Raw genomic sequence first — 13,964 nt, forward strand, 5'->3', positions numbered from 1 at the left:
CTGCCGGGCGTTTTCATTTTTGGGTAACCCCTATTCATCAAGGCGTTAGCAATGAATCCTGATCTTCCAGTTCAGCTTCTGGGCGGTATGAGCCCCCGCGAGTTCCTCCGTGACTATTGGCAGCGTAAACCGCTCTTGATTCGGCAAGCGATCCCGAACTTCGAGAGCCCTCTCTCGGCTGACGAACTTGCCGGCTTGTCGCTCGAAGAAGAGGTCGAATCGAGACTCGTTATTGAGCATGGCACGCAGCCCTGGGAAATGCGAAGGGGGCCGTTCTCCGAGGACACATTCAAGGATCTTCCTGAGAAGGATTGGACGCTACTGGTGCAGGCTGTCGACCAGTTCGTCCCCGAAGTTTCTGCGCTGCTTGAGCAGTTCCGCTTCCTGCCGACATGGCGCATCGATGATGTAATGATCAGCTATGCCGCGCCGGGCGGCGGTGTCGGCCCACACTTCGACAACTATGACGTCTTCCTTCTTCAAGGCGAAGGACAGCGCCGATGGAAGATCGGCCAACTCTGCAATAGCGAGGAAACACTGCTCGAGCATGCGGACCTGCGGATACTGGCCGACTTCGAACAACGCGAAGAGTGGGTGCTGGAACCGGGCGACATGCTTTACCTTCCACCTCGCCTGGCTCACTTCGGTATCGCAGAAACCGAGTGCCTGACCTATTCCATTGGCTTCAGGGCACCCAGCGCGGCAGAGGTATTGACCCATTTCACCGACTTTCTTGCGCAGTTCCTGCCCGACGAAGAGCGCTATACGGACGCGGGCCTGGAGCCTGTGAATGACCCGAACGAAATTCAACGTGACGCCCTCGACCGCCTGAAGGCGCTTCTCGCTGAGCACATGAGTGACGAGCGCCTGCTTCTGACATGGTTCGGCCAATTCATGACCGAGCCACGCTATCCAGAGCTGGTAACAGGGGAAGCCCTGGAGCCCACTGACCTCGCAACCGCACTTGAAGACGGCGCTGTGCTAATCCGCAACCCAAGCGCTCGCCTCGCCTGGAGCGAAGTCGATCTGGGGATATTGCTGTTCGCGAGCGGCCAGAGCAGACTGCTATCGGCAGATATGAAAGACCTGCTCAAGCTCGTATGCGCAGCTGACGCGCTCCATATGGATAATCTGCAGCCCTGGCTGAGCAATGAGGAAGCGACCGACCTGCTGTGCGAACTCATCAAACAGGGGAGTTTGAGCTTTGCCGACGAATGAAATTCAGGTGCGCATCGCGGATTGGCACGATGACTATCCTGAGCTCAGCCGCATTCGCGAAGCCGTCTTCATTACAGAGCAGTCCGTCCCGCCCGAGCTCGAATGGGACGGCGAGGACGCAGACGCCATCCACTTCCTTGCCTGCGAGGCGGGCTATCCGATCGGTACTGCTCGTCTGCTGAAAGACGGCCACATCGGACGCGTCGCTGTGCTAAAGGAATGGCGCGGACTCAAGGCTGGCGTCCGGCTGGTTGAGGCGGCGGTTCACGAGGCCGAAAAACTCGGCTTTCGTCGCCAGCAACTAAGTGCCCAGGTCCACGCGACAGAGTTCTACGAGCGCCTGGGTTTCCAGGCCCGGGGGCAGGAATACCTGGACGCCGGTATCCTCCATATCGACATGCAAAGGGACAGCGAGTAAGCCATGACCAGCGAACGTGATCGACACTCTTCGCCAGACCTCCCACCGATCACGTTCGACTCGCCCGGCTCATTCCCTCGATTGGACGATTCTTCCGGGCGCGGGCGCAGCACAAACGACAAGTTCGAACGAACAGGCATCCACACGCGCGCTGAGGCTGCAGCATGCGTTCAGGCCTTTCTTCAGCAGGCACGTCGCACCGTTTGCATATACAGCCAAGACCTGGAGCCGTGGCTGTACGATACAGAGGCATGCACAGAGGCGTGCAAGGCACTGCTGACGCGACAGCACCGTAGCCGGCTTCGAATCCTGGTACGCGATGCTGAGCGGGTTCGAAGCGATCACCGCCTTGTCCGCCTGAGTCATCGCCTAACCAGCAACTTCGCCATAAGGAGGCTGAACCCGGATTACGCTTTCGAGCCGGGAGGCTTCCTCATCGTAGACGACGGCCGCCTCTTCACGCGGCCGATCGCTGCCGAGCCGACAGGAAAAGCAACAACGGGCGATCGCGCGAGCGTCCGGCAATTTCAAGCCCGATTCGATCAGGCGTGGGATTACAGTATCGACGACCCCAATCTCCGGAGCATCTTCCTGTGAAGCGGCAATTCATTGTTTCCGTCGCACTGCTCGTCCACGCCATGACGATCCATGCGGCCACCGAAGTCATCGCGCTACAACACCGACCCGCAGAGGACCTGTTGCCATTCGTGCAATCCGCGCTCGGCAACGAAGGTAAGGCCGACGCTTATGGCTCCCAGCTCATCATCAATACGACGCCGGATAAACTTTGGGAGGTCCGCCAACTCCTCAACCAGCTAGATACGGCCCCTCGTCAGCTACTGGTAAGCGTAGATAGCAGTGATTCCAGCATAACGACCCACCATGGCTATTCGATCAATGGCGGTGCGAACATTGGCGGTACACGCATTGAAACCGGGCGCGGCAACCAGACACGGATCATAAGCCGAAGCACCGGCAGCCAAGGGGGCGGTGTCCAGGCCGTGCAAGTCACCGAAGGCTATCCCGCGATGATTCAGGTCGGCCAGAGCGTACCCCTGACTACATCCGACATGGATCCCTATGGGCAGCGCTACCCGTCAACGCAATACAGAGATCTAACCCGCGGCTTCTATGTCACAGCGAATGTAACCGGGGATACCGTGCACGTGACACTCAGCACGAACCACGATCGCATGGCACCCAGCTCGTCTCAGGTTATCAACACGCAAGGTGCCGAGACCCGTCTCAGTGGACGGCTCGGCGAATGGATCACAATAGGCGGCGTCAACGAGAGCGCTACAAGCGACGCGCGAGGCCTACTTCGCCAACACTCGACACGCGGGCGAGACGACATGACCCTGCGCCTGAAGGTCGACGCACTCGACTAGGCCCCATCTACGACTTTTGTAGTGCTTTCAATTTTTCACTACAAAAACTATTGACGTCTCCCGTCCCACTGGGCAATCTGACCTCGCTCCCGCATGCCAGGGGCCTATATAAGGCCCTCGGACCCGCGTTCATTCACCCTGAACCGGCTCCGTGTTGCATCGCCCAAAAGGCACTACAACAAGGCAGCGACTGTCGGAACAATGGTTGTCCTGAGGGACGGGTACAGCGAGATCGCCTCCTTCACAGCACCGCTGACAGCGCCTGCCGCTCTCCTGGCAATGACATGAGTTATGTCGGTACCAAGCACAATTCAGCCGCTATTAAGGAAGTGTCCATGCTCAGTTACCAGCAAGAAATCGACGCAGTCAGCCAATTGAACAGGGAAGCCGGTGATAGCTGGAAGGCGATCAATCCGGAGTACGTCGCTCGGATGCGGCTGCAGAATCGGTTCAAGACCGGTTTGGACATCGCCCGCTACACCGCCAATATCATGCGTCGTGACATGGCCGAGTACGATGCCGATCCAGGCAGCTATACCCAGTCGCTTGGCTGCTGGCACGGCTTCATCGGGCAGCAGAAGCTGATTTCCATCAAGAAGCATCTCAAGACGACGAATAAGCGCTACCTGTACCTCTCCGGCTGGATGATCGCAGCGCTGCGGTCCGAATTCGGGCCGCTTCCAGACCAGTCGATGCACGAAAAGACCTCTGTGCCCGCGCTCATCGAAGAGCTGTATACATTCCTGCGTCAAGCCGATGCCCGGGAACTGGGCGGTCTCTTCCGCGAACTTGATTCCGCCCGCGCTGCCGATGAAAACGCGCGCGCTGCAGCAGTACTGCAGAAGATCGAAAGCTATGAAACGCACATCGTCCCGATCATTGCTGATATTGACGCGGGCTTTGGCAATGCCGAGGCGACTTACCTACTGGCCAAGAAAATGATCGAAGCCGGCGCCTGCTGCATTCAGCTCGAAAACCAGGTCTCTGACGAAAAACAGTGCGGACACCAGGATGGCAAGGTGACGGTGCCGCATGAGGACTTCGTAGCCAAGATCAACGCGGTTCGCTATGCGTTCCTCGAGCTGGGGGTCGACAACGGTGTGATAGTTGCTCGAACCGATTCGCTGGGCGCAGGCCTGACGAAGCAGATTGCCGTCAGCAAAACGCCCGGTGATCTGGGGGACCAGTACAACAGCTTCCTCGATTGCGAAGAGATTGCTCCGACAGACCTGAACAATGGCGACGTGATCATCAACCGTGGCGGCAAGCTACTGCGGCCCAAGCGGCTTGCGAGCGGCCTGTTCCAGTTCCGCCAGGGCTCAGGTGAAGACCGCGTCGTGCTGGACTGCATCACCTCGCTGCAAAATGGGGCCGACCTCTTGTGGATCGAGACCGAAAAGCCGCACGTTGGCCAGATTGCCAAGATGGTCAACCGGATCCGTGAAGTCGTGCCTAACGCGAAGCTGGTCTATAACAACAGCCCGTCGTTCAATTGGACGCTGAATTTTCGGCAGCAGGTGTTCGACACTTGGCAAGCGGAGGGCAAGGACGTATCCGCGTATGACCGCAGCCGCCTGATGAGCGTGGACTACGACGAGACAACACTGGCGAAGGAAGCCGACGATCGAATTCGGTCTTTCCAGCGCGACGCATCGCGCGAAGCCGGAATCTTCCATCACCTTATTACATTGCCGACCTACCACACCGCCGCGCTGTCGACCGATAACCTCGCGAAAGGCTACTTCGCTGATGAAGGCATGTTGGCCTATGTGAAGAACGTCCAGCGCGAAGAGATCCGCCAGGGCATTGCCTGCGTCAAACACCAGAACATGGCAGGCTCCGATATGGGTGACGACCATAAGGAGTACTTCGCAGGTGAGGCCGCGCTGAAGGCAGGAGGCAAGGACAACACGATGAATCAGTTCCACTGATTCGGACATGTAAAAACTTAATGGAGTCCCCTCTTCTCCCACCCCGGCGGCGATGCCGGGGTTTTTCTTTTATAAACAGGAAGGAATAACCTGATCGTCCGCTTGGTTAATAACGACAAAAACAAACGTCGCAAATGATATTAATTATCATCACCGTTTAGGTAAGAACGTGTATTTCTTCGCGATATCAGCGCTGCAGGCTATCGCCATGAATTGCCAGTGTTTTCGCCAATTAAAAATTTTACTTACACCCATTTGAAGCATAAACTTCCGCCACAAGCCCACTTCGGTGCAGGCAAAGACCAAATACGCCGTCCTGATGGGAGTTTCTGATGCCGGAAGCTGTATCAACGATTTCGCATAACTGGGCATTCGCCATCTTTCTGATAGGCGTCTTCGGCCTGTGCGCCTTCATGATTGGAGCTTCCAGCTTCCTTGGTAACCGTGCCGTCGGCCGTGCCAAGAACGATCCCTTCGAATCAGGCGTCGTACCCACCGGCGGTGCTCGCCTCCGGTTCTCTGCAAAGTTCTATCTGGTCGCGATGCTCTTCGTGATCTTCGACGTCGAAGTCCTCTTTCTTTTCGGCTGGGCCGTCTCCGTTCGCGAAAGCGGCTGGTTCGGCTTTGCCGGAGCAGCCCTTTTCATAGCAATTCTGTTCGCGGGTCTTGTCTACGAGGCAGCCATTGGTGCGCTTGATTGGGCACCGACTGGCCGTCGCAACCGGCAGGCGAAGCTAAAACAATGAGGCTTTGGCAATGCAATACAAACTCACCAGGATCGATCCGGAGGCGGTCTCCGACCGCTATCCGGCCGGTGAAAGGGAGATCGTCAACGATCCTCTGACCGAGGACCAGATCAACCGTAGCGTTTTCATGGGCAAGCTGGAAGACGTGCTGAACGGCGCGGTCAACTGGGGGCGCAAGAACTCCCTTTGGCCGTACAACTTCGGCCTTTCGTGCTGCTACGTGGAAATGACCACGGCCTTCACCGCACCGCATGACATCGCTCGCTTTGGCGCTGAAGTCATCCGGGCTTCACCCCGCCAAGCAGACTTCATGGTGATCGCCGGCACGCCCTTCATCAAGATGGCACCGGTCATCCAGCGGCTGTATGAGCAGATGCTGGAGCCCAAGTGGGTAATCTCCATGGGCGCATGTGCCAATTCTGGCGGCATGTACGATATTTACTCGGTCGTACAAGGCGTGGACAAGTTCCTGCCTGTTGATGTGTACGTGCCTGGCTGTCCTCCGCGCCCGGAAGCGTTCCTGCAGGGGCTCATGCTTCTACAGGAATCCATTGGCGAGGAGCGTCGCCCCCTTTCGTGGGTGGTTGGCGATCAGGGTATCTACCGTGCCGAGATGCCATCCCAGCGGGAGAAGCATCGCGAAAGACGGATACAGGTTACCAACCTGCGCAGCCCAGACGAAGTGTGACCGAACGTCGCAGGCCATCATTTGGCCTGCATCACCTTGTTCACACCGCCACGCACATCGATAGCGACCGAGAATCATGACGGCAGACACAGCTCTGTACATTCCGCCTTACAAGGCCGACGACCAGGACGTGGTCGTCGCATTGCATGCCCGTTTCGGAGAGCATGCGTTCACCGCCCAGGACACCCGTACCGGCATGCCCGTACTGTGGGTGCCCCGTGAAAAGCTGATCGAAGTGCTGCGTTTCCTTCGGGAAATGCCGAAGCCTTACGTGATGCTCTACGACCTCCATGGCGTGGACGAGCGCCTGCGTACGAACCGCCGCGGGTTGCCCGATGCGGATTTCACTGTTTTTTACCACTTGCTTTCCATCGAGCGTAACAGCGATGTAATGCTCAAGGTCGCGCTCAAGGAAGGCGACCTGAACCTCCCGACCGCGACGAGCATCTGGCCAAACGCCAACTGGTACGAGCGCGAGGTCTGGGACATGTACGGCGTGAGTTTCCAAGGCCACCCGCACCTTGCACGCATGCTTATGCCTTCATCTTGGCAAGGCCACCCGCTCCGCAAGGATTACCCGGCCCGGGCCACCGAATTCGACCCCTATGCCCTTAACGCCGCAAAACAGGATCTAGAGCAGGAAGCACTGCGCTTCAAGCCTGAAGACTGGGGTATGAAGGCAGGGAACGAGCATGAAGACTTCATGTTCCTCAACCTTGGTCCCAACCACCCATCTGCCCACGGTGCGTTCCGGATCATCCTGCAGCTTGACGGTGAAGAGATCGTCGATTGCGTTCCGGAGATCGGCTATCACCACCGTGGCGCCGAGAAGATGGGCGAGCGCCAAAGCTGGCATAGCTACATTCCCTACACGGACCGGGTCGACTACCTGGGCGGCGTGATGAATAACCTGCCCTACGTACTGGCAGTGGAAAAGCTCGCTGGCATCAAGGTGCCACAGCGCGTGGACGTGATCCGGATCATGATGGCGGAGTTCTTCCGCATCCAGAATCACCTGCTGTACCTGGGCACCTATATTCAGGACGTAGGCGCAATGACGCCTGTGTTCTTTACCTTTACCGACCGTCAGCGTGCCTACAAGGTGATCGAAGCGATCACCGGCTTCCGTCTACACCCCGCCTGGTATCGCATCGGTGGCGTTGCGCATGACCTGCCCCGCGGTTGGGACAAGCTCGTACGTGAATTCCTGGACTGGATGCCCAAGCGCCTGGATGAGTACGAAACCGCAGCGCTCAAGAACAGCATCCTGCGTGGCCGTACTATTGGGGTTGCCGCATACAACACCAAGGAGGCGCTCGAATGGGGCGTCACCGGCGCGGGCCTGCGCGCAACGGGTCTGGACTTCGACCTGCGTAAGGCACGCCCGTACTCCGGCTACGAGAACTTCGAATTCGAGATTCCGCTGGCCGCCAATGGCGACGCGTATGATCGCTGCATGGTAAAGATGGGCGAAATGCGGCAGAGCCTGCGCATCATCGAACAGTGCCTGAAGAACATGCCCGAAGGCCCATACAAGGCCGATCACCCGCTGACCACACCACCACCGAAAGAGCGCACGCTCCAGCACATCGAAACCCTCATCACTCACTTCCTACAGGTTTCCTGGGGCCCGGTGATGCCGGCCAACGAGTCGTTCCAGATGATTGAGGCGACCAAGGGTATCAACAGCTACTACCTGACGAGTGACGGCAGCACGATGAGCTACCGCACACGCATTCGTACGCCGAGCTTCCCACATCTCCAGCAGATCCCAGCCGTTATCCGCGGCAGCATGGTCGCCGACCTGATCGCCTATCTGGGCAGTATCGACTTCGTTATGGCTGACGTGGACCGCTGAGGAGAGAACGATGAGTACAGCATCCCTAATTCAAACCGATCGTTTCGAACTCAGTGAAACCGAGCGCTCGTCCATCGAGCATGAGATGCACCATTACGAAGACCCACGTGCAGCGTCGATCGAAGCGCTCAAGATCGTTCAGAAGGAACGCGGCTGGGTGCCAGACGGAGCGATCTACGCGATCGCGGATGTGCTGGGTATCCCTGCCAGCGACGTTGAAGGTGTGGCGACGTTCTACAGTCAGATTTTTCGCGTGCCGGTCGGGCGCCATATCATCCGCGTCTGCGACAGCATGACCTGCTACATCGGCGGGCATGAGTCAATTCTTGACGCGGTCAAGGCCCAGCTAGGCATCGTACCTGGCCAGACCACCGCAGACGGACGCTTCACATTGCTGCCCGTTTGCTGCTTGGGTAACTGCGACAAAGCGCCCGCGATGATGATCGACGACGATACCTTCGGCGACGTTCGTGCCGACACCGTCGGACAACTGCTGGAGGCGTACGCATGATGTCCCGTCGACTGACCTCCTTCGGCCCGATCAATACCATTGCGCGCTCCGAAGAGACCCATCCGCTGACATGGCGCTTGCGCGACGATGGCGCACCCGTGTGGCTCGAGGAATACCAGCAGAAGAACGGCTACGCTGCCGCTCGAAAGGCGCTGGCTGACATGGCACAGGCCGACATCGTCCAGGTCGTCAAGGACTCCGGCCTCAAGGGCCGCGGCGGTGCTGGCTTCCCTACCGGGGTGAAATGGGGCCTGATGCCGGCTGACGAATCGCTGAACATTCGTTACTTGCTGTGCAATGCGGACGAGATGGAGCCCAACACCTGGAAGGACCGGATGCTGATGGAGCAACTTCCCCACCTGTTGGTGGAAGGCATGCTCATCAGCGCGAGGGCGCTCAAGGCCTACCGCGGCTACATCTTCCTTCGTGGCGAGTACGTCGATGCCGCACGCAACCTGAATCGGGCTATCGACGAAGCGAAGGCTGCCGGCCTATTGGGCAGGAACATCCTCGGCAGCGGGTTCGACTTCGAACTGTTCGTGCACACGGGAGCCGGCCGCTATATCTGTGGCGAAGAGACCGCGTTGATCAACTCGCTGGAAGGCCGCCGTGCCAATCCGCGTTCCAAGCCGCCCTTCCCCGCCGCTGTCGGCGTCTGGGGCAAGCCTACTTGCGTCAACAACGTTGAAACGCTGTGCAACGTGCCAGCCATCGTTGGTAACGGGGTGGACTGGTACAAGTCCCTGGCGCGCGAAGGCAGCGAGGACCACGGCACCAAGCTGATGGGCTTTTCCGGCAAGGTGAAGAATCCTGGCATCTGGGAACTGCCCTTCGGCATCACCGCCCGAGAGCTTCTTGAGGATTACGCCGGCGGAATGCGCGACGGGTACACGCTCAAGGCCTGGCAGCCAGGCGGCGCGGGGACCGGTTTCCTCCTGCCGGAGCATCTGGACGCTCAGATGTATGCCGCAGGAATTGGCAAGGTTGGCACCCGTATGGGTACCGGTCTCGCCCTAGCCGTGGACGACAGCGTCAACATGGTGTCGTTGCTGCGCAACATGGAAGAGTTCTTCGCCCGTGAATCCTGTGGTTGGTGCACACCGTGCCGCGATGGATTGCCATGGAGCGTGAAAGTGCTCAGAGCGCTCGAGCGCAAGCAGGGCACGACCGAGGACATCGACACGCTACTGGGGCTTGTCAATTTCCTCGGCCCAGGCAAGACGTTCTGCGCCCACGCACCGGGTGCCGTCGAACCACTGGGCAGTGCCATCAAGTATTTCCGTGATGAGTTCGAAGCGGGCGTAGTACGTACGCCGGTCGCGCCCAAGCCGACTGTCGTCGATACGCCCACATGACTCAAGCGCCGCGCTGTATGCGGCGCTCAAAGGATGTAGCACTCGCTGCGCAAGGAAGGATGTTGGCTTGGCCATTACCTTTTCTGCGCCGCGGGCATGCTGACAAGAGAATTCCATTAGCCAAATCCGTTTCGGCGGATAAGAAGAAAACCGTATGGCCACCATCCACGTAGACGGCAAAGCGTACGAAGTCGACGGTGCGGACAACCTGCTTCAGGCATGTCTTTCCCTCGGCCTCGACATCCCTTATTTCTGCTGGCACCCCTCGCTGGGTAGCGTCGGTGCCTGCCGCCAGTGTGCGGTAAAGCAGTATTCGGACGAGAACGACACTCGTGGCCGGCTCGTCATGTCCTGCATGACACCGGCCACGGATAACAGCTGGATCGCCATCGAAGACGAGGAAGCGAAGCAGTTTCGCGCCAGCGTCGTCGAATGGCTGATGACAAACCACCCACACGACTGTCCGGTCTGTGAGGAAGGTGGTCACTGCCATCTTCAGGACATGACGGTAATGACGGGGCATAACGCCCGTCGCTACCGTTTTACCAAGCGCACCCACCAGAACCAGGAGCTCGGTCCGTTCATCGCTCACGAGATGAACCGCTGTATCGCCTGTTACCGCTGCGTGCGGTACTACAAGGACTATGCCGGCGGTACCGATCTGGGCGTCTTCGGTGCTCACGACAACGTCTATTTCGGCCGCGTCGAGGACGGCGTACTGGAAAGCGAATTTTCCGGCAACCTGACCGAGATCTGCCCTACTGGCGTATTCACGGACAAAACCCACTCCGAGCGCTACAACCGCAAGTGGGATATGCAGTTTGCGCCAAGCATCTGCCACGGCTGCTCATCCGGCTGCAACATCAGCCCCGGCGAGCGTTACGGTGAGCTGCGCCGTATCGAGAATCGCTTCAATGGTTCGGTAAACCACTATTTCCTGTGTGACCGCGGTCGTTTCGGCTATGGCTACGTCAACCGTGACGATCGTCCACGCCAGCCTTTGCTTGGCACGGAAGTACTCGGTATCGACGCAGCCCTGGACAAGGCGGCAGGTCTGCTCGCTGGTAAACGCGTCATCGGTATCGGTTCGCCACGCGCAAGCCTGGAGAGCAACTTCGCACTGCGGGAACTTGTTGGAACCCAAAACTACTACACGGGGATCGCTGCCAACGAGCTCGCGAATATCCAGCTGATTCGCGACATCATGCAGAACGGCCCGCTGCCTGTTCCATCGATTCGCGACATCGAGGACCACGACGCCGTCTTCATCCTCGGTGAAGACCTCACCCAGACGGCGGCTCGTATCGCACTGGCGGTACGTCAGGCCGCACGGGGCAAGGCAACCGAGATCGCAGCGTCCATGAAGGTTCAGGACTGGCACCAGGCCGCTATCCAGAACGTGGCTCAGAACGCCCTGAACCCGATATTCATTGCCTGTCTCGACGAAACTCGGCTGGACGATATCGCGGAGGAATGCGTCCACGCGGCTCCTGCTGACCTCGCACGCCTCGGTTTCGCGGTCGCGCACGCCATCGACCCGACAGCACCTGCCGTCACCGGTCTGGAAGAAGACGCGCTCGCACTGGCGAGCAAGATTGCCGAAGCACTCATCGCAGCCAAACGTCCGCTAGTCGTGGCGGGCGCATCTCTGGGCTCGTCCGCGCTGATCGAAGCGGCGGCGAACATCGCTCAAGCCCTGAAGAATCGCGAGAAAAATGGCTCGATCAGCCTGGTAGTACCTGAAGCCAACAGCATGGGCCTGGCGCTGTTCGGTGGGGATTCGCTAGACGCGGCCCTCGAGCGCCTCTCCAGCGGCAGCGCGGACGCGGTTGTCGTTCTGGAAAACGATATCTACCGTCGCGCTGACCGTGCCAAGGTTGACGCGGCCCTTGGCACTGCCCAGACGATCATCGTTGCCGACCATCAGCAAACCGAAACCACGGCGCGCGCCCACATGGTTCTACCCGTGGCGAGTTTCGCCGAAGGCGACGGTACCCTCGTGAGCCAGGAGGGACGCGCGCAACGTTTCTTCCAGGTTTACGAACCGAGCTATTACAACGCCGAAAGCATGATCCGCGAGGGCTGGCGCTGGCTGCATGCGCTGCACAGCACGCTGACTGGCAAAACGGTTGACTGGACGCAACTGGATCATGTGACCGACGCCTGCGCAGCCAGCGCTCCACAGCTTGCTGCCATCCGTGATGCTGCTCCGAGCGCGGCGTTCCGCATCAAAGGCCTGAAACTTGCGCGTGAGCCACACCGCTACAGTGGCCGTACGGCCATGCGCGCCAACATCAGCGTCCATGAGCCCCGCCAGCCGCAGGATCCGGACACCGCCTTTGCGTTTTCGATGGAAGGCTATTCGGGTAGCGGCGAAGCGCGCCAGCAGATACCGTTTGCCTGGTCTCCAGGCTGGAACTCGCCCCAGGCATGGAACAAGTTCCAGGATGAAGTCGGTGGCCACCTGCGTGCCGGCGACCCAGGAATACGCCTCATCGAGAACCAGGGCCAAGCGCTGAATTGGTTCTCCGCACCGTCCGCCTTCAATCCGACCCAAGGGAGTTGGCAAGTGGTGCCTTATCACCACCTTTTCGGTAGCGAAGAAACGTCGTCACGCGCGGCCCCGATCCAGGAGCGCATCCAGCCAGCCTATGTTGCCGTAGCTGCACAGGAAGCAGAGCGCCTCGGCGTCAACGAGGGTGCGCTGGTTAGCGTAACGGTCAATGACCACACCCTGCGCCTGCCGCTACGTGTCAGCGAATCGCTAGGCGTCGGCCTTGTAGGCTTGCCGGTTGGCTTCGAAGGGATTCCCGCTGGCGTCGTCGGCGCGGCAGCTACAGGCCTTCAGGAGGCGGCACAATGAGTTGGATGACACCTGTCGTCGTGGATACGCTGATTGCCATCTTCAAGGCAATTGTCATCCTGCTTGCCGCCGTCGTGTCGGGAGCGCTGCTCAGCTTCGTCGAACGTCGCCTGCTCGGCTGGTGGCAGGATCGTCACGGGCCGAACCGCGTTGGGCCGTTCGGGATGTTCCAGCTGGGCGCGGACATGATCAAGATGTTCTTCAAGGAGGACTGGACGCCGCCTTTCGCTGACAAACTGATCTTTGTTCTCGCGCCCATCGTAGCGATGAGTGCCCTGCTCATCTCGTTTGCCGTGATTCCGATCACACCGACGTGGTTCGTTGCCGACCTGAACATCGGGCTCCTGTTCTTCTTCGCCATGGCCGGCCTGACGGTTTATGCCGTGCTTTTTGCCGGCTGGGCAAGTAACAACAAGTTCGCACTGCTCGGAAGCCTGCGGGCATCGGCTCAGACGATTTCCTATGAGGTCTTCATGGGCCTGTCGTTGATGGGCGTCGTCGCACAGGCTGGGTCGTTCAACCTCCGCGAGATCGTGGACTATCAGGCACAGAACCTGTGGTTCGTGATCCCGCAGTTCATTGGCTTCTGCACGTTCTTCGTTGCCGGGGTTGCGGTCACCCACCGTCACCCCTTCGACCAGCCGGAAGCCGAGCAGGAGCTCGCGGATGGTTACCACATCGAATATGCCGGCATGAAGTGGGGCATGTTCTTCGTAGGCGAATACATCGGGATCGTATTGATCTCCGCACTGCTCACCACCCTCTTCTTCGGTGGCTGGCACGGCCCCTTCGACCTGCTGCCGCAGATTCCTTTCATCTGGTTTGCGCTGAAGACGGCGTTCTTCATCATGATCTTCATCCTGCTGCGTGCATCGATTCCCCGCCCGCGCTATGACCAGGTCATGTCCTTCAGTTGGAAGTTCTGCCTGCCGCTGACCCTGATCAACCTGCTGGTGACCGGCGCACTCGTGCTGGCCGCACAGTAAGG

General features: G+C 59.1%; 12 protein-coding genes. All 12 read left to right on the forward strand.

Annotated features, from left to right (window positions below; translation table 11 throughout):
* The first annotated feature begins 51 nt into the window (after positions 1–51).
* The 12 genes from ACY8D3_RS09970 (at position 52) to nuoH (ending at position 13,962) form a co-directional block, all read left to right on the forward strand.
* On the forward strand, positions 52–1,218 hold the full coding sequence (locus ACY8D3_RS09970) for a ribosomal protein uL16 3-hydroxylase (protein ID WP_462383885.1): 1,167 nt from the start codon (positions 52–54) through the stop codon (positions 1,216–1,218).
* Positions 1,205–1,636 carry a GNAT family N-acetyltransferase gene (locus tag ACY8D3_RS09975; RefSeq protein WP_462383886.1) on the forward strand — a complete coding sequence of 144 codons (432 nt, stop codon included), beginning with the start codon at positions 1,205–1,207 and terminating at the stop codon, positions 1,634–1,636. The genes ACY8D3_RS09970 and ACY8D3_RS09975 overlap by 14 nt, the downstream gene beginning before the upstream one ends.
* A gap of 3 nt (positions 1,637–1,639) precedes the next feature.
* Positions 1,640–2,233: a DUF7931 domain-containing protein gene (locus tag ACY8D3_RS09980; protein WP_462383888.1), complete on the forward strand. Its 594-nt coding sequence runs from the start codon at positions 1,640–1,642 to the stop codon at positions 2,231–2,233.
* Positions 2,230–3,024, forward strand: a complete 795-nt coding sequence (locus tag ACY8D3_RS09985; RefSeq protein ID WP_462383890.1) for a secretin N-terminal domain-containing protein — start codon at positions 2,230–2,232, stop codon at positions 3,022–3,024. The genes ACY8D3_RS09980 and ACY8D3_RS09985 overlap by 4 nt, the downstream gene beginning before the upstream one ends.
* Before the next feature lie 335 nt (positions 3,025–3,359).
* Complete coding sequence (locus ACY8D3_RS09990) at positions 3,360–4,955, forward strand: isocitrate lyase (protein WP_462383892.1); 1,596 nt, start codon at positions 3,360–3,362, stop codon at positions 4,953–4,955.
* A gap of 332 nt (positions 4,956–5,287) precedes the next feature.
* The gene (locus tag ACY8D3_RS09995; protein WP_462383894.1) at positions 5,288–5,701 is read left to right on the forward strand and encodes an NADH-quinone oxidoreductase subunit A; all 414 of its coding nucleotides are present in this window, start codon (positions 5,288–5,290) and stop codon (positions 5,699–5,701) included.
* A gap of 10 nt (positions 5,702–5,711) precedes the next feature.
* Complete coding sequence (locus ACY8D3_RS10000; protein ID WP_462383896.1) at positions 5,712–6,389, forward strand: NADH-quinone oxidoreductase subunit B; 678 nt, start codon at positions 5,712–5,714, stop codon at positions 6,387–6,389.
* Positions 6,390–6,465: 76 nt separating this feature from the next.
* A complete protein-coding gene (gene nuoC / locus ACY8D3_RS10005) occupies positions 6,466–8,247 on the forward strand; it encodes an NADH-quinone oxidoreductase subunit C/D (RefSeq protein ID WP_462383898.1) in 1,782 nt (593 codons plus the stop codon).
* Between the two features lie 10 nt (positions 8,248–8,257).
* Positions 8,258–8,758, forward strand: a complete 501-nt coding sequence (gene nuoE / locus ACY8D3_RS10010; RefSeq protein ID WP_462383900.1) for an NADH-quinone oxidoreductase subunit NuoE — start codon at positions 8,258–8,260, stop codon at positions 8,756–8,758.
* The gene (gene nuoF, locus ACY8D3_RS10015; RefSeq protein WP_462384335.1) at positions 8,758–10,113 is read left to right on the forward strand and encodes an NADH-quinone oxidoreductase subunit NuoF; all 1,356 of its coding nucleotides are present in this window, start codon (positions 8,758–8,760) and stop codon (positions 10,111–10,113) included. Before nuoE ends, nuoF begins: the two co-directional genes overlap by 1 nt.
* A 154-nt stretch (positions 10,114–10,267) precedes the next feature.
* Positions 10,268–12,976: an NADH-quinone oxidoreductase subunit NuoG gene (nuoG, locus tag ACY8D3_RS10020; RefSeq protein WP_462383902.1), complete on the forward strand. Its 2,709-nt coding sequence runs from the start codon at positions 10,268–10,270 to the stop codon at positions 12,974–12,976.
* Positions 12,973–13,962 carry an NADH-quinone oxidoreductase subunit NuoH gene (nuoH, locus tag ACY8D3_RS10025; RefSeq protein ID WP_462383904.1) on the forward strand — a complete coding sequence of 330 codons (990 nt, stop codon included), beginning with the start codon at positions 12,973–12,975 and terminating at the stop codon, positions 13,960–13,962. The genes nuoG and nuoH overlap by 4 nt, the downstream gene beginning before the upstream one ends.
* Positions 13,963–13,964: the final 2 nt, after the last annotated feature.

This window comes from Pseudomonas sp. Marseille-QA0892 (assembly GCF_054950135.1).